Annotated in this window: 15 protein-coding genes and 1 pseudogene; 10 read left to right on the top strand and 6 right to left on the bottom strand. The window is 53.3% G+C overall.

What is annotated here, in order from left to right; genetic code table 11:
• Window positions 1-36: 36 nt before the first annotated feature.
• The 4 genes and pseudogenes from MK110_01320 (at window position 37) to MK110_01305 (ending at window position 6018) form a co-directional block, all read left to right on the top strand.
• Complete coding sequence (locus MK110_01320; GenBank protein ID MCH2209913.1) at window positions 37-1461, top strand: class II fumarate hydratase; 1425 nt, start codon at window positions 37-39, stop codon at window positions 1459-1461.
• A gap of 506 nt (window positions 1462-1967) precedes the next feature.
• Window positions 1968-3080, top strand: a complete 1113-nt coding sequence (gene dnaN / locus MK110_01315) for a DNA polymerase III subunit beta (GenBank protein MCH2209912.1) — start codon at window positions 1968-1970, stop codon at window positions 3078-3080.
• Window positions 3081-3197: 117 nt separating this feature from the next.
• The gene (locus MK110_01310) at window positions 3198-3509 is read left to right on the top strand and encodes a DUF721 domain-containing protein (protein ID MCH2209911.1); all 312 of its coding nucleotides are present in this window, start codon (window positions 3198-3200) and stop codon (window positions 3507-3509) included.
• A 46-nt stretch (window positions 3510-3555) separates the two neighbouring features.
• Window positions 3556-6018 (top strand): annotated as a pseudogene (locus tag MK110_01305) (DNA gyrase subunit B).
• Window positions 6019-6190: 172 nt separating this feature from the next.
• Here MK110_01305 and MK110_01300 read toward each other — a convergent pair.
• The gene (locus tag MK110_01300) at window positions 6191-7315 is read right to left on the bottom strand and encodes a DSD1 family PLP-dependent enzyme (protein ID MCH2209910.1); all 1125 of its coding nucleotides are present in this window, start codon (window positions 7313-7315) and stop codon (window positions 6191-6193) included.
• Window positions 7316-7686: 371 nt separating this feature from the next.
• Window positions 7687-9111 (bottom strand): PQQ-binding-like beta-propeller repeat protein, encoded by a 1425-nt coding sequence (locus MK110_01295; protein ID MCH2209909.1) that lies wholly within the window; start codon window positions 9109-9111, stop codon window positions 7687-7689.
• 620 nt (window positions 9112-9731) lie between these two features.
• Between MK110_01295 and MK110_01290 the strand changes: the two genes are divergently transcribed.
• The 4 genes from MK110_01290 (at window position 9732) to MK110_01275 (ending at window position 15517) form a co-directional block, all read left to right on the top strand.
• Window positions 9732-10424 (top strand): DUF1080 domain-containing protein, encoded by a 693-nt coding sequence (locus tag MK110_01290; GenBank protein ID MCH2209908.1) that lies wholly within the window; start codon window positions 9732-9734, stop codon window positions 10422-10424.
• A gap of 265 nt (window positions 10425-10689) precedes the next feature.
• Window positions 10690-12138, top strand: coding sequence for a DUF1501 domain-containing protein (locus MK110_01285; GenBank protein MCH2209907.1), 1449 nt, complete (start codon window positions 10690-10692; stop codon window positions 12136-12138).
• 368 nt (window positions 12139-12506) lie between these two features.
• Window positions 12507-13226, top strand: coding sequence for a zinc metallopeptidase (locus MK110_01280; protein ID MCH2209906.1), 720 nt, complete (start codon window positions 12507-12509; stop codon window positions 13224-13226).
• 1079 nt (window positions 13227-14305) lie between these two features.
• Window positions 14306-15517: a PDZ domain-containing protein gene (locus MK110_01275; GenBank protein ID MCH2209905.1), complete on the top strand. Its 1212-nt coding sequence runs from the start codon at window positions 14306-14308 to the stop codon at window positions 15515-15517.
• 413 nt (window positions 15518-15930) lie between these two features.
• Here MK110_01275 and MK110_01270 read toward each other — a convergent pair whose 3' ends face one another.
• From MK110_01270 to MK110_01255, 4 genes are all read right to left on the bottom strand, one after another.
• Entirely contained in the window at window positions 15931-16482 is a 552-nt protein-coding gene (locus MK110_01270) for a hypothetical protein (protein MCH2209904.1), read from the bottom strand.
• A gap of 204 nt (window positions 16483-16686) precedes the next feature.
• Window positions 16687-18024 (bottom strand): sulfatase-like hydrolase/transferase, encoded by a 1338-nt coding sequence (locus tag MK110_01265; protein ID MCH2209903.1) that lies wholly within the window; start codon window positions 18022-18024, stop codon window positions 16687-16689.
• Between the two features lie 188 nt (window positions 18025-18212).
• The gene (locus MK110_01260; protein ID MCH2209902.1) at window positions 18213-19142 is read right to left on the bottom strand and encodes a hypothetical protein; all 930 of its coding nucleotides are present in this window, start codon (window positions 19140-19142) and stop codon (window positions 18213-18215) included.
• A 45-nt stretch (window positions 19143-19187) separates the two neighbouring features.
• The gene (locus MK110_01255; GenBank protein ID MCH2209901.1) at window positions 19188-19439 is read right to left on the bottom strand and encodes a hypothetical protein; all 252 of its coding nucleotides are present in this window, start codon (window positions 19437-19439) and stop codon (window positions 19188-19190) included.
• Between the two features lie 414 nt (window positions 19440-19853).
• On the opposite strand from MK110_01255, the gene ald reads away from it, so the two are divergent.
• A complete protein-coding gene (gene ald, locus MK110_01250; GenBank protein ID MCH2209900.1) occupies window positions 19854-20957 on the top strand; it encodes an alanine dehydrogenase in 1104 nt (367 codons plus the stop codon).
• Between the two features lie 399 nt (window positions 20958-21356).
• Complete coding sequence (prpB, locus tag MK110_01245) at window positions 21357-22247, top strand: methylisocitrate lyase (GenBank protein ID MCH2209899.1); 891 nt, start codon at window positions 21357-21359, stop codon at window positions 22245-22247.
• Window positions 22248-22265: the final 18 nt, after the last annotated feature.

Genomic DNA, 22265 nt, shown 5'->3' with positions numbered 1-22265 from the left:
ACAATCGCACTCCAATTCAACCTGAGTAAAACTCACATGTCAGAATTTCGCATTGAACGTGACTCTATGGGGGAGGTTCAGGTCCCGGCCGAAGCCTACTACGGTGCTCAGACACAGCGTGCCGTTGAGAATTTTCCGATTTCCGGCTGGGAACTGCCGCCTGAATTGATTCATGCAATGGGCCGAGTCAAATTCGCCTGTGCCCAGGCGAACAAAGATCTCGGAAAACTGACCGGAACGGGCCGAAATCCGCTCACCAGGGAACAGGTGGAGGCCTTGCTGAAGGCATGCCGTGATGTGGCCGAAGGCACGCTGGATGATCAGTTTCCGATTGACGTGTTTCAGACCGGGTCCGGCACCTCCAGCAACATGAACGTGAATGAAGTGATCGCCAGCCGGGCTCTCGAACTAACGGGCGACGGACGTTTTGGGAAGGAAAAGCCAATCCACCCCAATGACCATGTCAATATGGGGCAAAGCACCAATGACACATTTCCCACGGCCATTCATGTGGCCGTGGGTACGGCCATCCATGATGATCTGATTCCCGCACTGCAGCGACTCCACGATGAACTTGCGTCCAAAGCGTCTGCCTGGGATACAATCATCAAAATTGGCCGTACTCACCTGGCGGATGCGACTCCATTACGACTCGGACAGGAATTTGGCGGATTTGCCAGACAGATTGAGTTGTCTGTCGAGCGAGCCGGACGAGCGATGTCCGCCGTTGCAGAACTGCCGGTTGGTGGCACAGCGGTGGGTTCAGGCATCAATACTCATCCTGAATTCGGCCGACGGGTTGCTGCAGTGCTGGCCGAAGAAACAAATGTGCCGTTCGTTGAAGCCGGTAATCATTTCGAAGCGAATGCTCAGCGTGACGGTCTTGTCGAATGCCACGGACAGCTGCGTGCAGTTGCGTCAACGCTGTTCAACGTCGCCAACAACATTCGCTGGCTGGGTTCCGGTCCGCGCTGCGGCTTCTACGAAGTGAAGATTCCCGACCTGCAGCCAGGATCGTCTATTATGCCGGGTAAGGTTAATCCCGTAATCTGTGAGTCGCTGATGCAGGTCTGCGCACGCGTCATAGGAAACGATCAGACGATTGCTTTCAGTGGAGCAGCCGGAGGACAGTTTCAGCTTAATATCATGATGCCGGTAATGGGACACACCACACAGGAAAGCATTCGACTGCTGTCCAACAGCGTAACAACGTTTGTCAACTTCTGTCTGGTAAACATGGAACCAAATGTCGAAGGATGCGAGGCAGCCGTTGAAAAGAGTCTGTCCATGTGTACCAGTCTGAATCCGCATATCGGATACGAAAAGGCGGCCGCCCTGGCCAAGGAAGCATTCAGCACAGGTAAGACAATCCGCGAACTGTGTCTGGAGCAGGACATTCTTCCCGAAGACGTACTGAAGGACGCTCTGGATCCAATGACGATGACCGAACCCCAGGCGTAAAGCCGGACCATTTTCAGCCGCGTACCAGGACGTGCGGATCGGAATCAGTTCGGTGCTGGCGAAGGTCCGACAAACCGATTCGTTTCCGACTGTCCGGGAACTTCACCACAGCCCCGGCAGGCAGTAATACGGTCCGTCGCAACCCGCCTCAGCAAATGAACGCGGTCCGTTCAAGAGTGTGTGATCACAGACAGTTCGCCCTGCAGCTCCCTCGATCGACATGACCTGGGCGCAGCAGGTCCTGAAGGACTCACCCCGGTGTGATGTGGCAGGCAGGCAAGGGTGAATGTCTGAGAACGCGTGGATTCGAACGCGTGATGCCAACAGTTTGCAACGACTGTATGTAACCCATTGTTTTAAAAGACATTACGACGACTCCAATTTGTCGTAATCGTTGCGAACCGACGGTGCAGTCCGCTGCCCGACAGACCCGATTCTGCTATGATGTGCGATTGAGCCAACAATTTGTCAATTGATCCCTGTTCTTCGGAAATCCTGGGAAAAAAATGCAACTCACCTGTGATCGAAATCAATTCACACACGCCTTTCAGTCGGCTGCTGCCGCGGTTCCCAGTCGTACTCCCAGGGACATCCTTCGCAACGTTTATATGCAGCTGAATTCCAGCGGAGTGGAGCTTATCGGTACCGACCAGGAAGTCGCCATCCGATTCAGCGTCGAAGGCATCACATCCAGTTCCACAGGTGAAGCTCTGCTACCGACACAAAAAGTCGCCTCCATCCTGCGCGAACTCCATGATGAGCAGTTCGAGATCAACGCCGAAGAGCAGACACTGCTGGTCACGACATCGTCGTCTCAGTTTAAACTGAGCTCAGAAGATCCCCGTGAATTTCCTCCTGTTTCGGAATTCAGTGAATCAGATTATTTCCGTATTCCATCATCAGTCTTCCGGCAAATGATTCGTCGAACATCGTTCGCTACTGACGTGGAGAGCACTCGGTATGCTCTTGGAGGTATTCTGGTTGAGTTCGGTGAAGACCAGGTGACACTGGCCGCGACAGACAGTCGGCGTCTGGCAGTTGCCTCTGCCGCCTGCGAAACCCAAGGTAACCCTGAAGCTCCGGAACGCACGACTGTCGTTCCGGCACGTGCAATGTCTCTTCTCGAACGTTCCATTGATGACAATGCTGAATATGTTGATGTTGCTGTGCGGGATAATGATGTGCTGATGCGGTCCGGACGGTGCGTCGTCTACAGTCGACTTGTGGAAGGCAGGTTTCCGCGGTACCGCGATGTGATTCCCAAGGAGTCGACTGTGACAGTGCCGTTGTCAGTCGGACCGTTTCATTCTGCTGTTCGCCAGGCACAGATTGTGACCGATGAAGAAAGTCGAGGTGTGGATTTTCTGTTTAGTGACAACACCCTCAAGCTCAACAGCCGTGCTCAGGATGTCGGTGAATCCCGCGTGGAACTTCCGATTGAATTCACCAGTGATGACATTTGTATTACGTTCGATCCAAGATATGTGTCTGATTTCCTGAAGGTCCTGCCGCCTGAATCGCTGGTGGAATTACTGCTCACCAGCGGAGACATGGCCGCCGTGTTCAAAGTGGAAGATTCGTACACCTATGTCATCATGCCTCTGGCTCAGGACCGTTAATTTCGAGAGCATGGTCGATGTCGGCAAAACAGATCAATGACGCAGGTTTTGTCCGATTTCGCTTCCAGACCGGTGGTTGGCTGCAAATGACAGGAAAGAATCAGCAGGGAGCTGACATTGAACGGGTCATCCTACGACCGCCCGACATCTCTGGGGCGTCTTTTGGACCTTGTGGTTCGCCACCGGGGAATTGCCGAAGTCTCCGGACAGCAGCGTCTGAATGCCGTGTGGGCCGAAGTCGCCGGTGACCGAATCAGTCAGCGGTCTTATGTCCGACGATTGCGGGACGGCGTACTGGAAATCGGAGTTCGCAACAGTGCTGTTCTGGAAGAACTCAGCAGTTATCTCAAACATGATTTGCTCAGCACGATACAGTCGAACTATGTGGACCTGAAAATACAGTCTTTAAAATTTGTGCGAGTCAGGTAGCAGGCTCATCAGGCCTGTTGGATGTGCAATAAGAGGAACAAACGTGTCAGAAGCAACCACACCCAACGATTACACGGGCGATGACATTCGGCACCTGAAAGGGGTCGAAGGAATTCGCAAACGTCCCGCGATGTACATCGGCGATACCGGCGCCGGAGGTCTGCATCACCTCGTATTTGAAGTTGTCGATAACAGTATTGACGAAGCCGTCAACGGACACGCGTCCGAGGTATCGGTTCATATCAACGTTGATGACAGTATTTCGATTTCTGATGACGGACGTGGAATCCCTGTGAGTGATCTCAAGGACGATGCTCGTTCGGCCCTGGAGGTTGTGCTGACCGAAATCCATGCAGGTGGCAAGTTCGACCGTGACAGTGGGTACAAGACCGGTACGGGCGGGCTGCACGGTGTCGGAATTACGGCCGTCAACGCCGTGAGTGCCTGGCTTACGGCCGAAGTTCAGCGGGACGGTCATGTGTGGATCATGGATTTTGAAAAAGGTGTTCGATCGTCGGAACTACGTCAGTTGGGCCATTCGGACCGAACCGGGACCAAACTGTCGTTTCAGCCGGATCCGGAAATCTTCCCGGATACCACTTTTTCATTCGACACGCTCCGACGACGTTTGCAGGAACTTGCGTTCCTGACACCAGGTATCCGAATTACCCTGCAGGATGATCGCGTTGATCAGAATGAGTCATTCCAATACGACGACGGGCTGGTTGAATTCGTGCGATATCTCAATCGGACTCAAACTCCGATTATTCAGGACATCATCCACGTTCAGGGCGAATCGGAAGGAATTCGCGTCGAGATCGCTCTGCAGCAAAACGATGGTTACACCGAGAACGTACGTCCGTTCGCCAACAATATCTTCAATAGTGACGGTGGCACACACATCAGCGGATTTCGAACGGCCCTGACACGCAGCCTCAACAATTACGGCAAAAAATCCGGACTGTTTAAGGATGTGAATCCGTCGGGAGAAGACTTTCGTGAAGGACTCACGGCCGTTGTATCCGTGCGTGTGCCGGACCCGAAATTCGAAGCCCAGACTAAAGTTAAACTGGTCAACCCGGAAGTGGACGGTGTCGTACAGTCCGTTTTTTCTGAAGGTCTCACCAAATACCTCGAAGAGAATCCCGGAAACGCAAAAAAACTGGTCAACAAAGCGATCAACGCAGCGGAAGCCCGTGAAGCAGCACGCAAGTCCCGCGAGATGGTGCGCCGCAAGGGGGCGATTACCACCGGCGGCCTCCCGGAAAAACTTCGAGACTGTCGCAGCCGTGATCTTGAATCCACCGAAGTTTATCTGGTGGAAGGAGACTCTGCCGGAGGCTCTGCAGATACGGGTCGTGATTCCAGTATTCAGGCGATCCTGCCGCTCCGCGGAAAGATTCTGAACGTCGAAAAGGCACAGCTCGTCAAGATTCTGGACAGTAATGAAATTTCAAACCTGTTCCGCGCAATCGGACTTTCACCAGCCGCCGGTGGTGAAGGACTGGACGTCAGCAAACGACGTTACGGAAAAATCATCGTGATGACAGATGCGGATGTTGACGGCAGTCACATCCGGACGCTGCTGCTGACATTTCTGTTTCGTCACATGCGGGAACTGATGGAAGGCGGTTTCGTTTATATCGCGCAACCTCCGCTGTACCGTGTTGTGCAGAAGAAAAAGACCCGCTACGTGCAGACTCACGAACAGATGATGAATGAGTTGATCGGCCTGGGAGTCGACGGAGCAAAACTGGTTGTCACAGCCGATGAAACTGTTTTCGAGGGAGACAATCTGCGGCGGGTTGTGGAAATCCTCGGAGAAATGGAACACCCACTCGAACTGCTGGATCGCCGCGGAATTGACATCGGCCACCTGAAGAACCAAGGGCTGACCGAGGAAAGTCGTCTGCCGCGTTTTCGGGTTGATCACGGGGACACGGTACGCTGGTTCTTCGACCGTGATGCTTCTGATGCCTTTGTTCGCGAACTGGAATCAGCTCATGAGCTCAGCGGAGCAGACGCGACGGAAAAAGATCCTGACAACCCAGATGATGAAATGGCAGCGACTGGACCCATTTGTCAGGTGGTCGATCTGCATGAAGTAAAAACGATCAATGAGAATCTTGCCCGGCTCAAAGATTACGGTCTGAGCGTTGACGATTTTGTGGCCGCCGGAGTTCGTAATGCGGAACAGGTGTTTTTGTTTCGTATTGATCGCGATGAGCAGACTGTGAACGTAGCAAGTCTCCGGGACCTGCTGCCCACGCTGCGCCGACTGGGAGAAAAAGGTCTGACGCTCACCCGATTCAAAGGACTGGGAGAAATGAATTCGGACGAACTCTGGGAAACCAGTATGGATCCGGAAAAACGAACATTGCTGCAGGTCAGCATGAAAGACGCAGCAGCAGCCGACGAAATCTTTCGAGTGCTCATGGGCGACCAGGTTGAACCTCGCCGCGAGTTCATTGAGAAACATGCCCTCGATGTCAAGGATCTGGACGTTTAACGTGGCAGATCGGTCGATAATCTTCATTGCAGGGATTCGCAAACAGACGTGTGCCCGGACGGTTCCGTTTTTGCGCAAACACAAATCCGAGCCGCCTGCGAGTCACTGAGTAACCACAAACACTCCTGCTCATCTGTGTCATTTGCGATCTGTGCGAAATCAGACTTGCGTGCTAAGTCAGTGCGCCGCGTGCCACAACCGGCCACAGGGCCACGACGTATTCCTGTCGAATACCGACGAACCAGTCATACAGGTTAACGGTCGGATCGCAGTGACCCGGGATCAGTCGAAATTTTTCACCCGGATCCGGTAAGGGGCTTCCATTCGATGACAGAACACGGCCGTGTTCGTCAGAAGGTCGAAAGTAGGTCAGTCCTTCACGATCAGCAAACAGAGGCATACCGGAATCAAAACTCAAGGCTTTCAAACCGGCATCGACAACAGCTCGCACATCCGCGGTACGGCTGATGACGCTGGTATACACAAAAAGACTGTGTTTGAACTCACTCACAGGGTTGCCTGCCGTATCAAAATTCTTCGCATAGTCCACGTCCATAAAGATGTAAGACCCCGCCTGCAGCTCATTGAAGACCTGACTATCACGCTCAAATTCATAGGTGCCAGTGCCCGCACCGGCAACGGTTTCACAGTCCAGTCCGGCCGCCTGCAGCCGACTGACCGTGTCCGCGGTCCGGGCCACTGCATCCGCAACGGCCTTTTGCCGTTCTTCAATCCGACGAAGGTGTTGTGCTCCCCCGTGATACGCCTGGATCCCCCCAAAACGAAGCCCGGGAGCAGTATCTATCTGACGGGCCAGAGTCACCGCCGCCTCCCCGGGGAACACACCGCAGCGCTCGGAACCGACTTCTATCTCCACAAGCACATTCAGCTGCGATCCAAATCGAACCGCCTGTTCGCTCATCTCAGCAATATTGTTCGCGTCGTCCACGCAGACACCAACCACCGCCTGCCTGGCAAGTGCCGCAAGACGCTCAAGTTTACGCTGACCAACGACCTGGTTACTCACCAATACGTTGTCGATACCCGCATACACCAATGCCTCGGCTTCCGCCACTTTTTGAGCACAGACCCCGACGGCACCGTGGTCCATCTGAATTTTGGCGATCACGGCACATTTATGAGTCTTTGAGTGCGGCCGCAGGCGCACACCGCGCCGAACCACTGCGCTCTGCATTCGCCTGATGTTGTGTTCCAGCGCGTCAAGGTCAACCAGCAGGGCAGGAGTATCGACATCCTGCAGGCGATCGCCAATACGAGCGGGCGGATGAACGAACATAGTAACCTCATGCCTGTTTCAGATGACAGTAACCTTCACACTATTGACTGGCGGCAACCGGTCGAACAGAAAGGTTCACTGTTCACAACCCTTACGTTCCGGTCACAACCGTCCGGTTGTTGTCCCGAAATAAATCGCCGGCAGTGTGATGCCCCTCGTCCCCGTTTCATCGGAAAAAATCGTAGAGTATGGATCCGCTTCAGGTGACATCCGCAGGAAACGGATACCACCTGCGGTTGCAGACAAAAACGTCAATGCAGGATGCTGTTACTCAACCTGGTCCCACATATCACCCGCGGTGATGACTGCGGGTGAACATCCCGATTCTCCGTTGCAGTACTTTCGGCATTTCGATTGTCACACTCCCGCATTCACCCACCAAAACAATACATGGCATCATCGGTGCGAATGTAGATCCGTCCGTCTCTGATCGCGGGTGTCCCCATGATCCGCTCACCGAAATCATGCGATGACAGGATCGACCATTCACGTCCTGCACTCAAAACGGTAATAACCCCTTTCTCACTGCACATGTAGACCTTGCCGTCCCCGGCGACCAGGGAGGCATAGTAATTCCCCGGACCACGCGATCGACCCTGTTTCAGTAAATCACCGGTCGTGGCATCAAGCGTAGTGATGATCCCGCTGTCCTTCACCATATACAGCACCCCGTCGTACACAATCGAACTGGGAACGGTTGGCAGTCCTCTCCGATAGGTCCATTCGATGGCCGATGCCGTCACATCCCCTGTTCCACCTGGCCGAATCGACATGGCCGTGTTTTGAGCCAGTTCAAAAACGCGAGCATGGGCGTCCCACTCGGAATTGTTCAGATGTTCATCCTGATCCAGATCAATGCGAAAGAATCGAGACAGAACGGGTCCTTCACTCAACTCTGATCTGGCGATCAATCCATCCTGATCACTGTCGAACGTATTCAGAGCTTCAGCATACGGTCCCATCGAGATGCGACTGGAAGAATCACCACCTGGTGTCCATGTCGCCATAAAAAGGTGACCGTCTGCAAGAACCGGAGTCGGGTCCACAATCCGCGACAGCCCGTTGACCCACCACCTTGGCTTTCCGGTAGCAATTTCATAGGCCACCAGTCGGAGCGCCCCGGCAACCACAACAGACCGTTCACCCGCTGTTTCAAGGAGAATCGGAGAGGAATAACTGCGAGTGAATCCGTCGCGGGGCGTGGTCCAGCGAATATCACCCGTCCGTTTATCTATGGCCGTCAACACACTGTCGACATCGTGGTCTTCATTCAGAATCACAAGGTCATCAACCAGAATCGGAGAACTGGCCGCACCGAATTCATCCTGAAACGGTCCCATCGCACGCTGCCAGATCAGTTCACCACTGACATCGAAACACTGGAGCCCGTAACTGCCGAAGAACGAATACACATGTTCGCCGTCACACGCGGGAGTGCAGGCTGCCGGATTACCTGTCGGATGGACGTCTTCAATCCGCTGCGCCGGTGCCACCTGTTTCCACAGTGTCACTCCGGTCTCCCGATTGAGCGCAACAGTTGCCAGTTCGGATGAGGCTTCATCATATGTAGTGAGAAAAACGAAATTCCCATGCACACAGGGTGAAGAAATACCGGAACTCGTCGGCACACGCCAGACACGACCGGATTCCTCACCAAAATCTTCCGGCAGAGCGGCGTCCCCCTGAGCAATCCCGTAATCATGTCGAAAGTAGCTGACATCAGCGGCCTGAGCAAACTCATCGAAACAGACAAGGGACGTCAACATACCGGTAAAAACAAAACTAAGTCGCAACATTCAATGACATCCCGTGTTCAGAATAATGGAGAGTTCTGCAACCATCACGATCTTAACCGTTGCTGAAGGGAATGCACACGATACCGAGATCTCAGCGAAATCGGCTATTGCTGTGGCAATAAATATACTGAACAACGTTACCGACAACGCCCCAAGTGGGTCGATTCCGTTACACCGCGTTACGACAGGTCGGCAATCTGCAATACCACCGACAGCCCTCCGGATTCAACTGCCAGGTAACTGAAGGACTCGGGACGGGGATAACCGCTTCAACCACTGCCCGACCAGCCGGTGGAAGAGCAGGTCGCTGTATTCAAAAAACGGCCCTAGCGGCTTGTTTGCAATAATCGTCGGGTGATAGTCTGGTGTCTGTCACCACCGGTCACATTCTACTCCGTTGATTATCGACAGCGAATTCACCGGATCAACGTTCACGATGACCGGGTCAGCTTGATAGGTCCGCTGCCGGAGTATCCGGAATTCAGGTACTCGTGAAGTGATGATGTCGGAGTTGATCGCAAGTGGCAAACTGTTCCACGAAGGAACCAGAATCCTGCTGACTGTCCGATGTGAATCTCAATGACCTGCATACCATGTCTTTTCATTCAGGAACTTTCGTCATGAAATTACTCATCCGTGTTGCACTGGCAGCATTTTTAATTTTCCACGGGACCGGTTCGACTTTTGCTGAAGATGGCTGGAAATCTTTGTTTGACGGCAAGACTCTCGATGGCTGGAAGCGAGATGACCTCGGCAAAGCGCAATACACAGTCGTCAACGGAACAATTCACGGCAAAACGGTTGAAGGCAGTCCAAATACATTTCTGGCATCCGAACAGGAATACGGAGACTTCGAGCTGGAGTTCGAAGTCAAGGTTCACGACCTGCTGAATTCAGGATGCCAGATTCGCTCAAGAGGGAAAACGAAAGCAGACCTGACAGAAGAACAGAGAAAGAACAAAAACAGCGGTCTGGGTCGGTTTCACGGTCCACAGGTGGAGATTGAGGCCAGTCCGGGTCAATCCGGCTACATCTACGGAGAAGCTACCGGGCGCGGATGGCTGTCACCCGAGCCAAAAAACAATGCTGCTCACAACCACATGAAAAACGGCGAATGGAACAGGTTTCGCATCGTTGCCAGGGGTGCTCGAATCCAGACGTGGATCAATGGCGAACAGATTGCAGACCTCACGGATGAAGGGATTTACAAAACTCACCCAAAAGGTCGCATTGGACTGCAGGTGCACAGCATCAAAAAAGGAACCGGTCCCTTCGACGTGGCGTGGCGCAATATTCGCATCAGGGAACATTAGATGAAAATGGCTCCGTTATGTCTGCTGCACGCCACCACCCGGCATCTGCAGTGCACATGGCCCCGCCATCGGCGCCGTGTGCACTGCAGCTGACATAACGACTGTACTCCGAATTATCCCTACAAAACCTGTCATCACCGGACGGAATCACTGATAACCCATCAGCACGGACCGAATCCATTGTCCATACTGCGGCATCCGTACTTCGGCATGTTCCCGTGGCTGATTCGATGGTAGACTGTGAGTACCGTTGGTCAGAGTTTAAATGATGTTCCCCACGCCGTTTTATCCACAATGTCCTGGCAGAATTTCTGGCGATCCGTCTCGCCGGGGATTCCTTAGAAACGCATCCAGCGGTTTCGGATGGCTGGCGTTGAGCGGACTGCTGGCGGATCAATCGTTTGCCGGAGTAACGGCACCGTTGTCTGTTCAGACAGCACGTGCAAAAAATGTGATTTTCTGCTTCATGGATGGTGGTCCCAGTCACGTGGACACATTTGATCCGAAACCCGACCTGACAAAGTATCAGGGTCAGGCGATCGGACCAGATGCCGTTTCCAAACGAGCACAATCGGCCGCCAATCGAGTCTGGCTGGGAAGTCCCTGGCGATTCAGACAACGCGGCCAAAGCGGAATGTGGGTCAGTGACCTGTTTCCCCATATTGCTGAGGTCGCTGACGAAATCTGTGTCGTGCGGTCAATGCGCGGCGAACTGCCTCTGCACGGACAGCAGAACCTGCTGATGCATACCGGACGTATCAACGGACACGCACCAAGCATCGGCTCCTGGATTTCTTACGGCCTTGGCAGTGAAAACAAAAATCTGCCTGGCTATGTCGTACTCAACAATGACTGGGTACCAAACGGCGGCCTTGAGAATTTCAGTTGCTCCTATTTACCCGCGTCCCATCAGGCCACCATGCTGCGTCCGAGCGGTACACCTGTGGACAACATCGTTCCCTCCGACACACGTGACGTCCAGCAGCGAAAACTGGCGTTGTTGCTGCAGCAGGATCAGGAGTTTGTTAAGCAAACCGCGTCTCCTCAGTCCATCGAAGGCGCCATTGCCAACTACGAAACTGCCTTTCGAATGCAGAGTACTATTCCTCGGGTGGCGGATATCGGTGAAGAACCGGAACACATCCGAAAAATGTATGGTGTTAATTCGTCAGACGAACATCAGCATCTCTACGCTATGCAGACGCTTCGGGCACGACGACTGGTCGAAGCCGGAGTTCGCTTTGTGGAAATCACCTGCCCGAGTTTTGACGGCAACAATTCTCCCTGGGATCAACACGGTCTGCTGAAACAGAACCACGAAAAGAATGCACGAATCACTGAACAGTCTGTTGCGGCATTGATCATTGATCTCAGACAGCGCGGCCTGCTGGATGAGACCATCGTTGTGTGGGCCGGGGAAATGGGCCGAACACCACACACTCCTGCCGTCAAAGATGGCTGTGGTCGGGACCATCACGTGAACGGCTATTCCATTTTTCTGGCAGGTGGAGGATTTCGTCCGGGAATCACGTATGGTGAAACTGACGAATTTGGTAATTCCGTGGTAGAGAATCTGGTCACCATCCACGACATTCACGCCACCGTGCTGCATCAGCTGGGAGTCGACCACGAACGACTGACGTACCGCCACAGCGGGCGAGATCAGCGTTTGACCGATGTCCACGGTCGAATTCTTCAGGATATTCTCTGCTGATCGGGCACGGCCATCCGGAACCGGACATCAGCCCACGTTGAAATGAGGTCAGCTTGATTTCTGACTGTTCTCCACCGTGCTCAGGAATCCGGCTTTGTTCAGATCCGTGTTTGGCTTCGCGGCTGCTGATCGCATCGCCGGTGAGCTTCATCGTGATCGATGTCAAAAATCACTGCGTCATCACCGATGACGCAGTGAAAGGCTATGAGGGAGAATGAATAGCCCGATTAAATGATCAATCGTCAACTTCAAAATATGGCTTCACCGAAAGTTTTGGATTGATCTCTTAGGTGCGGATGCAACACTTACCGGATGGCACCGCGCCAACTGACTCATCAGCAGCCCAGTTCCAGTGACCAAATTTCCTTTTGCACCGATTTGAGGCATTCAACGTGTTTTTCGATATGGGCTACATCCTGTACGTATTGATTCCCGGCATGATCATCTCCGGGGCTGCCAGCCTGATGGTTCGAACGGCGTTCAATCGCTATTCGAAAGTAAGAACCCGGCGAGGTTTTACCGGAGCGCAGGCGGCCAAAGTTCTGCTGGACAACGCTGGTATTCATGATGTTGACATAGTGGCAACGCAGGGACATCTCAGCGATCACTACAATCCTCAGTCACGACAGCTGGCTCTTTCCGGTGATGTCTATGGAAGCACGTCGGTTGCCGCCGTCGGCATTGCCTGTCATGAGGCCGGTCACGCCATCCAGCATGCCGAGGGATACGCTCCACTGGGTCTGCGTTCCGCGTTAGTACCCATGGCCAGCGTTGGTTCCAATATCGGATATCTGGTAATGGTTGTCGGTTTGTTCATGTCCAGTGCCGGTATTGTGGGATTTGGAGCGATCCTTTTTTCGGCCGTACTGCTGTTTCAGCTGGTAACTTTGCCGGTTGAATTTGACGCAACTGCACGAGCCAAACGGCTGGTTCTGGAAGCCGGTATCGTCGACACCGATGAACGAGTCGGCATCGACCGCACACTCAATGCGGCGGCTTTGACCTATGTTGCCGCCGTCATCTCAACGCTACTGACGCTGCTGTACTATTTGATGCGTGCGGGACTGCTGGGTGGACGAGACGACTGATCCTGCCCTGAACAGGGACTGGTCCGGCTAACAAGTAACGAGCTTACGGTTTCATCGCTGTGAGCTCGTTTCTTTCCGGGACAGTAAAACTGTTTGAAGGATGATTTTGCAGTCCTGTTGATCAGCCAGTTCAAAACCGTTCTGGTTTTTCCATAGATTTTCGATTCGTTCAGAATCGTATGGCGGATCAAAATACGCGCGTTCGCCCGGTGAGGCTTACACGATCGTGATGTTTTGCCACGGCCTCTGTGTTAGACCAACTCACTCTCACTCCGAGCCCAGACTACAAGGCGGGACACGTCATTCGGGTACGAACTGCGCACCATAGCCCGAATCTATGAAGACAGCACGAGTTCCGTAATGTGGAGAAATGTGGATGACCTGATGGCGGAAGCTTCATCCTCACGGCTTCCGCCAAACCACAAGCGCAATCGAAATGACCTCATACAGAAACAACGCGCCGCTTAAAAGAGACACTAAAGGCTTAGGAATAGAAAAATAAATCAAGGTCAACGTTTGCGGGCACCACTCAGGCCGATTTTTTTTGTCAGCTGTAACATGTTTTATAACAATGTGTTGTGTCGACTGACTGGAATTTCGGACACCCCCTGCCCGCCCATGGGCAAAAAATGCTGCTGAAGTGGTACAGAGAACGCTTCATGGAAAAGCATCCAGGACAGGCCTTCTGTTATTCCATCCATTACGGGGGTGACACAATGTTACAACCAGTCAAAATTATCATGATCGCAGCTTGCACGATGTTGCCGGTCATCAACGAGTCTCACAGTTTCGCTGAATCTTCAGGTCGGAAGAAAAGTTTTAAGTCGGGAGTCCTGGTAGCCGCCAAAGATTCGGCAAGACGGAAAAATCGTTCGGCGCGTAACGACGAAAGGCGGTCTCGACGAGCCCTCACCCGCAAAGCTAACCGACCGAAAGTGAGTCCAAAAACAACGCGGTCGAGTTTAAAAAATCGTTCGGTGCGTAGTAAACAAAAAGCTTCTCAGCGCGGGGTCACCCGCAAAGCTAACCGACCGAAAGTGAGCCCAAAAACAACGCGGTCGAGTTTAAAAAATCGTTCGGTGCGTAGTAAACAAAAAGCTTCTCAGCGCGGGGTCACCCGCAAAGCCAACCGACCGAAAGTGAGTCCAAAAACCAAGGCACAGGGAAAGCTGAAGTCTCTGACGGCTAAACCTCCAGTTCTTAAACTTCCGAAACGAGACCTTGGTAAGACTCCCGCAGACAGGCGTCCGATCGTAGAACGTCCCGATGATGAGCGTCGGGGGGACAAACGGCAGATCATCGGGACGTTTTTCGATCTGCCGTTTGTTCCCCCGACGCTTATCATCGGGACGTTTTTCGATCTGCCGTTTGTTCCCCCGACGCTTATCATCGGGACGTTTTTCGATCTGCCGTTTGTCACCCCGACGCTTATCATCGGGACGTTTTTCGATCTGCCGTTTGTTCCCCCGACGCTTATCATCGGGACGTTTTTCGAGCAGATCGAAAAACGTCCCGATGATAAGCGTCGGGGNNACAAACGGCAGATCGAAAAACGTCCCGATGATAAGCGTCGGGGTGACAAACGGCAGATCGAAAAACGTCCCGATGATAAGCGTCGGGGCAATAAGCGTCGAACTGGCTCCGGAAAACCGAATATTGGATTGGAGCGTTTCAAAGATGTTTTGAGAAACCGAGTCGGTCGCAAGCCGGATTTGAGGAAGAGGGTCGATTGGAAAGATCTGCGTGGTGGGCTGTCGAGGATACGCAACCGTAGTTCCTATCATGTGGGAATTGGGTTATCGAATCAGTACCGAAGATCGCGAAGAATGGCTCTCAGGAATTTAACACTGGGTTCCCGCTGTCATTGGTGGCTGGACTTCGTTGTCGGACATTGCTGGGACACGTACCACTGTCACTGGTGGGACTATTGCGTGACTCCAGGCTACTGGGACTGCTGGACACCATGCCATTTCCGAGTGATCCATTGTCCACCGAGCCCTGGAATCGTTGCCACCAGTTGGTATTTCGGAATTGACTGCATCCTGATTCCGGACTTGTCAGCTTACGGGATTCAGAAAGTTAATGCGGGTTCCCCGGCTGATCTGGCAGGACTCGTGGTTGGTGACATGATTGTCGGAATTAATGGCGGTTCGATTACCAGTGAGTTCGACCTGTCCGAAGCCATTACTGTTTCCGATGGACATCTTTATCTGGATGTGATTCGAGACGGAGCTGATGCACCCGTTGAGGTTCACGTTGATCTGGCCCGCCTGACAGTCCAGTCCTATTGAGACTGCTGACGGTGTGGTCAACCGAATAATATGTGCTACAGCTGATACCAGAAAAATGCTGCAGGAGATCGAACGTCTGGTTCATAGACTTCGATTCTTCTGTAAGCGTTACTGCCATTACCGTTGTGAGTTCACAGAACACTGTTGATCAAAGCGAACGATGGCACCGGCACCTTGGAAACCCAGCATCAGTTCTTTTTGTGAACGACAGACGAATTCGTAGGGCATCGGCAGGAAATCTATTGTCATTCGAGTCACGACCGTCGGGATGGCAGGATAATTCGCATGTTGTCCGCAGCTGACGATACACGAACGAAATCGCTGATCATGTGTTCGATACAGCGTCACTGTGCTGCGGTACACGTCATTACATTCGGAAGCCGCATGGCCTGAGTTTGCGGGACAACCGATTGTTAGCTGCCGAATTTTGGTGGCCACGGTTTGTCAACATTATACGAATCCCTTTGGGCAGGATCGGACATCAGCGGACACCTTGTCAGAAGCAATCGCCTGACCACTCCGCAGGGGGCCATTTCAATCTGCATTTCGTAGTCGGGATACTCATAGAACGCAATAGATTCATCGGCATCAGTGTCTATCCAGTACCACTCTCCAAACATTTCGGACAAACGGTCTCGGGTCAATTGATTCAGATCCAGTTGACCATGTTTCCACAGGAGCGTTCCGCGATAAGGAGAACACGGCTGGTCGTGTTCGTCTAAAACGACGACATATCCATCAAATGTTTCGTCTTCCGCACGGTCAATGCCGATTCCCAGACTAAAGTAATACAGAGTGCCCATATGAGAGGCATCGTTTCGACCGAGAAACGAAAGCTGATCGAATCGAGCGCCAAGTCGGATTCCGTTCAGGGACGGCATATCCAACTCAGCAGTCAGCTTCAAATCTGGCGGTTGATGCCAGTCATTCGTCGGATTGCCACGTCGGAAAATGAAGTCAAACATAGGATTGGCTCATACTCTTGTCCGTCACCGGGTTATCTAGAGTGATTCGGAATTACAAATTTGGCCCGACATTCCAACTGAGGCTGGCGCCCTGTTGCGCAAAATTGTTGGCCGCTGCAGAAGAATCAGATGTCAGGTTCATTGTTTTTAATTCAACGACCGACAGTACCACTGTTCCCAGTATGATTTCAGAAAAATGGTTGCTTACGGCTGCCAGCGGACAGCTCCGGCGCGCTGCAAATGCAGCATCAGTTCCTTTCGTAAACGACCGGCGATCTCATTATCGGCAGCTTGTGGATTCCGCTCACCTGGGTCCTTATCCAGATTCACCAGCACCATGGGTTCGAAGGGTGAACTTTGCTGCAATTTCCATGGTCCTTTTCGAATCGCATAATAAGCACGACCCTGGTAGCGTCTGTTTCCTTCACGACGGACCCAGATCAAGGTACGTTGTGAATCTCCGCGAGCACTCCGGAACCACACATCGGTGAGACTTCTGCCATCGACGGGTCCCCTGACTTCCGCCCCGGCGATCTCACACAGTGTCGGTAAGAAATCCATCGTCATTCCGATGGCGTTCGATCGCTGCTGCGGGATTTTACCTGGCCACACAACACAGGTTGGAACACGAATCCCTCCTTCCCAGTGATCCTGTTTTCCGCCCCGCAGTGCGCCGTTGCTCTGGGCGTGTGAAAGCGAACCACCGTTATCGGAAGAAAAGATCACGATCGTATTGTCTTCGATACCGGCAGCTTTGATTGCAGCCACGACGCTGCCGATGCCGTTATCCAGATGCTCTATGAACGCCACGTTGGCAACCCGAGTGTCGTCGAGCTGAGGTTCACGGGATTTCACCTTCGTCAGCCACTCCTTTGGAGGCTGAATCGGAAAATGTGGTGCATTGTACGCCAAATACAGGAAAAATGGTGTGTCCTGTCCGCTGTGTTCATTGATGTAATCAATCGACCATTGTGAGAACAGATCGGTCGCGTGTCCTTCGGGATCAACGACTTCCTGGTTGCGTCGCATCCAGTTTTTTCCACCTCGAAGGTGTGACCGGTAATCGTCCATCATGTCGGCAAGAAATCCGTGAAAAAAATCGAACCCGCGTACATTCGGTGTGTTCGGGGGCTCAAACCCCAGATGCCACTTGCCCACCATCGCCGTGTTGTAACCTGCGGTTTTCAGCAGTTGTGGAAGCGTGTCGACATTCGGGTCGAGGTACCCCCAACTGTCATCGTTCCACTGACGAATAACGCCAGGAACGCCCACCAAATCCGGATAGCGACCTGTCATCAAAGAGGCCCGGGTTGGAGAGCAGACCGTACAGTTTGCGTAGAACTGGTCACAACGCATCCCGCGTGACATCAATTCATCGATATGTGGCGTATGCAGGTCGTCCGCCCCAAAGCTTGTTAAATCTCCATATCCAAGATCATCCACTAAAATCAGAACGATATTGGGTTTTGCGGAGCCTCTGGAGACAGGGCAAACGACGGCGATGGCCATCAGGGCAGGCAGGAATGTCTTTAACCAACGCATGATAACGACCACGAAGAATACGAATCGATGAACAAACTATTTCGCAACATTGCTTTGTTACGGGGGCTTGCCCCGCAGGACTACAGCAAACTGTCGTCCTGCTTCAGCATAGATTTTATGTTCGTCACAGAGTCAGCGGCCGGGAACCGAACCTTCCCTTGCATACGATTATAATCAACCAGGTGTATTCATAAATCGGTGTCGATTGATTCGAAGACGGCCCGCAGCGGAATGTTGCGCCGGCGACTGTGCATTCGGTCCCATCGGGGATAGATTCCCTCAAACACGCCCTTCACCGCTGAAAAGTCGGTGCTCTCTTCCGGGTAGGCCAGCAGAATCTCCAGCCGGCCATCGTAGCGGAAATGGTCTTCGCCTTCGTCGGTCAGGCCAATCGTGCCCGTGAGAACCATCAATCGGTACCCGCTGCTGTGACCGGCCGGGGCAAGAGTCAGCGTGCCCTCAACCGACTGGATACGATAAACCTCTTTGGTCTGAGGATTGGTACGTTCCATGATGCCCGGCGGATAGACCTGGCTGAACCAGCTGTGGAGTTCGCCGGCGTCGACGGTGCGTTTTTGGTCGGACCAGGTCAGCAAAGAACGCTCAGCACTCTTAATCGGTACCACCTCAACGGTCGGCGCGCTGTAGGCCACCATACGGTCGTCCTCCAGCGTACACAGGATGCGTATCCCCGGGATGCCGTCCAGCTGCGGCAGTGTGACCGGTCGCAGTTTGTGCCGGTGACTGGTGTCAAGACCCAGCTTGCCGGAAGCCAGCTTGAGTTGTGCAGCCGTGTATTTGGCGAGTGACTGCGGGTCTCGCCGGGTTTTCTTTCCACGTCGATTCCGTTTTCCTGGGCCTCCCCGCTCGTCCCGGCCGGCCGACCTCGCCGCATCAAACCAGTGAACCAGGTTGCCTTCCGCATCCAGAATCACAATGTCGACATTGCTTTGACTCTGCGGCCCACCTGAAGGCACGTTTAGACGTTTGCCAGGGCGAGTCTTGTGGCCTGCAGCAAATTTTTGCTGCCACACGCGGCGCACCGCTTCGGGGATATCGGGATCGTCTCGATGACCGTGCCACGAAGTTACAATGTAAGGCTGCAGTGCGCGGACCACTGCCCCATCCACAAGTGAGGTCCCACGGACCTGCGTAGCTGTTGCTCAGCAGTGTCCGGAAGTGAGGTCTCCGTAGCGGGCGTGGATCACCGCAAGACATACCGGTCGGTTTTCTGATTGTGCACGCTCCCGGGCAACCGAAAGTGACTCTGCCCAGTCGAGCCGATACATGGCAAGCTCATTGTCATTGGGACGTATCGCCCGGTATTTTGCGGCAAGTCGGGCCATCGAGAAATCGTCGGCCAACGTTGCGGTCGTGATCACCAGTGTGAAAAATCCACAGAATATCGGTCGCATTGAATTATCCCTGAGCGTGATTTTCTTCTTACACATCAGGAACTAACCCCGGCAGCTCAGAAAAGTACCGAGAAATCTGCAGCAAGGTAAAATCATCTGCGATTTCGCAACACCTTCGTTATCTCCTGCTGATCACTGCAGATTCCCCATAATGGCAGATCGCTCTGCCTAAGTAACCACATTGACGGAACAACTTTCGGCCTGTGCCGGTTCCCTGTTCCTCTGTGAACCAAAGATAATCCGGACGAACGGCTCCCGTGAACGGACCGAACCTGGCGCATCGCTGGCCAGGTCGCTCGAAATGTCCATACTGCCGAAAGTCGGCGCTATTGGACCGTCTGATCGGTCCGGAAATTCACTGCTGGTTACCGGTAGGGAAACTTTGTGAATCAGCGGCTTCGGAAAGCAAAAACTATGATTGTTGGCGTTCCCTGTGAGATTAAAACGGACGAGTACCGAGTGGCAATGCTGCCAAGTGGCGCCGAGGAACTTGTGGCTGCAGGCCACCAGGTCGTGGTTGAACGCGAAGCCGGCGCGGGCAGCGGAATTCCTGCCACCGAGTATGCCGCTGCCGGCGCAACGATTGTCGAAAACCACAGTGAGGTCTTTTCCGCTGCAGACCTTGTGGTCAAGGTCAAAGAACCGCTGGCATCAGAATGGCCACTGTTGCGACAAGGCCAGATGCTTTTTACCTACTTTCATTTTGCGGCTGATGAGGAGCTGACGCGAAATGTGCTGGAATCGAAAGTGACGGCGATCGCCTATGAAACATTGCGAGGCAAAGACGGAAACCTTCCATTGCTGACACCAATGAGCGAAGTGGCCGGACGGATGAGTGTGCAGCAGGGGGCGAAATACCTGGAACGTCCGCAGGATGGCCGTGGAATTCTTCTGGGCGGCGTTGCCGGTGTGGCTCCGGCTCACATTGCCGTCCTTGGCGGCGGAATCGTTGGCAAAAACGCGGCGCAGATTGCGGCCGGATTTCAGGCGGATGTTGTCATACTGGACATCAATGTGGATCGGTTGAGGTATCTGGAAGACATCATGCCGGCAAATGTCAACACGGTGTTCAGCGACCGACACAATGTTCGTGACCAGCTACAGCGGGCTGATCTGGTCATCGGAGCCGTCCTGATTCCCGGCGCCAAGGCTCCTCAACTGGTCACAGCTGAGGATCTCAAAGTAATGAAACCCGGCGCAGTCATCATCGACGTATCCATTGATCAGGGAGGCTGCACAGAATCCTCGCGGCCGACAACACATTCCCAACCAACGTACATTGTGGACAATATTGTGCACTACTGTGTCACCAACATGCCGGGAGCCGTCGGACGAACCAGCACCTATGCTTTGTGCAATGTGACGTTCCCTTATGTTCTGCGGATTGCGAACGACGGACTGGTCCAGTCGACGTCAAAGGACGCAGGTCTGGCGGCGGCAGTGAATATGATTGATGGCAAACTGACCAGCCAGACCGTTGCTGATACTTTCGGCCTGTCCTGGTCGGAGTACCGATAGGGACGGCATGATCACGAGCTGACAAGTCTGTGGGGTGGCCTTGCCATTATTAGTCGCCTTACGAAATCATGCCTCCAGGTCAGTCTTCTTTTCGTCAACGCGATACTCGACAGCGTGCGGCAATCGCTGGACAAGTTTGCGATTCCTGGGTCCGTTATCTAACCACTTAGAAAAGGGAAAGCGGTCTGCATGAATCATTCACGCTCGTCGCAGGTGCCGCCATGTCACTGGCGGTGAGAGGACACGATAACGGGCCATATTGTCCGGCACACGCGGGACAGGATCGATAATTGTGTGCTCGATTCCCGGAATTCAGGCTCCGTCCGTGGATAGTCACGGCAAAATCCCGGAGCATGACCAAACGTCTGATCCTTCCCGTAATTCTGACGGTCGAATGCCATGCCAGGTCCAGGAGCTCATCTTCGCACTGCCATTGCTGAAGAATCTCCACTCCAGTGTGTGGGTGTGATCAATGCCTGCCACGCCTTACTGGCCGAATCAAGCGGGTTTCAGGCATTGTATCTGTCGGGTGGAGGTGTTGCGGCCGGATCGTGCGGCATTCCGGATTTGGGCATTACCTCCATGGAAGACGTGCTGATTGATCTGCGCCGGATCACCGACGTCACCACACTGCCGGTGCTGGTGGACATCGACACCGGCTGGGGCGGGGCCTTCAATATCGCTCGCACGGTTCGTATGATGGATCGCTCCGGTGCCGCCGGAGTCCACATCGAAGATCAGGAACAGCAAAAACGCTGCGGGCACCGACCCAATAAAGTTGTCGTGTCGCAAAATGAGATGGTTGACCGCATTAAGGCTGCAGTCGATGCCAAGCTGAATGACGATTTTGTCATTATGGCGAGAATTGATGCCTATGCTGAACAGGGAATTGATTCCGCCATCGCACGCGCTGCCGCGTGCGTTGCTGCTGGTGCTGACATGATTTTTCCGGAAGCGATGAATTCGTTAAACGAATATCAGAAATTCTCAGCGGCATTCGATGTGCCGGTGCTTGCCAATATCACTGAATTTGGCAGGACACCTCTGTTCACGGTTGAACAACTGGCGGGTGCGGGTGTTCGCATTGCACTGTATCCGCTTTCCGCATTTCGAGCTGCCAACGCAGCCGCGAGGAATGTTTACCAGGTCATTCGGACGCAGGGGACCCAACAAGCAGTGGTCGATACAATGCAGACACGAGAAGAACTGTATGAGTTACTGGGTTACCATGACTACGAACAGAAACTGGATGATTTGTTCGCACGCGATGGATCACAGCGTTCCGTCTAAAGCGGATGTCACTCGCCT

Source organism: Fuerstiella sp., assembly GCA_022447225.1.
GTDB lineage: Bacteria > Planctomycetota > Planctomycetia > Planctomycetales > Planctomycetaceae > S139-18.
The sequence above is the reverse complement of the archived record's forward strand: the minus strand, read 5'-3'. Positions and strand labels throughout refer to the sequence as shown.

Bases quoted from the DNA above. Each gene is read 5' to 3' on its own strand.
- MK110_01295 (MCH2209909.1), bottom strand. From the start codon at position 9,111: ATGTTGCGACTTAGTTTTGTTTTTACCGGTATGTTGACGTCCCTTGTC.
- MK110_01300 (MCH2209910.1), bottom strand. From the start codon at position 7,315: ATGTTCGTTCATCCGCCCGCTCGTATTGGCGATCGCCTGCAGGATGTC.
- dnaN (MCH2209912.1), top strand. From the start codon at position 1,968: ATGCAACTCACCTGTGATCGAAATCAATTCACACACGCCTTTCAGTCG.
- MK110_01290 (MCH2209908.1), top strand. From the start codon at position 9,732: ATGAAATTACTCATCCGTGTTGCACTGGCAGCATTTTTAATTTTCCAC.
- MK110_01285 (MCH2209907.1), top strand. From the start codon at position 10,690: ATGATGTTCCCCACGCCGTTTTATCCACAATGTCCTGGCAGAATTTCT.
- MK110_01320 (MCH2209913.1), top strand. From the start codon at position 37: ATGTCAGAATTTCGCATTGAACGTGACTCTATGGGGGAGGTTCAGGTC.
- MK110_01265 (MCH2209903.1), bottom strand. From the start codon at position 18,024: ATGCGTTGGTTAAAGACATTCCTGCCTGCCCTGATGGCCATCGCCGTC.
- prpB (MCH2209899.1), top strand. From the start codon at position 21,357: ATGCCAGGTCCAGGAGCTCATCTTCGCACTGCCATTGCTGAAGAATCT.
- MK110_01270 (MCH2209904.1), bottom strand. From the start codon at position 16,482: ATGTTTGACTTCATTTTCCGACGTGGCAATCCGACGAATGACTGGCAT.
- ald (MCH2209900.1), top strand. From the start codon at position 19,854: ATGATTGTTGGCGTTCCCTGTGAGATTAAAACGGACGAGTACCGAGTG.
- MK110_01255 (MCH2209901.1), bottom strand. From the start codon at position 19,439: ATGCGACCGATATTCTGTGGATTTTTCACACTGGTGATCACGACCGCA.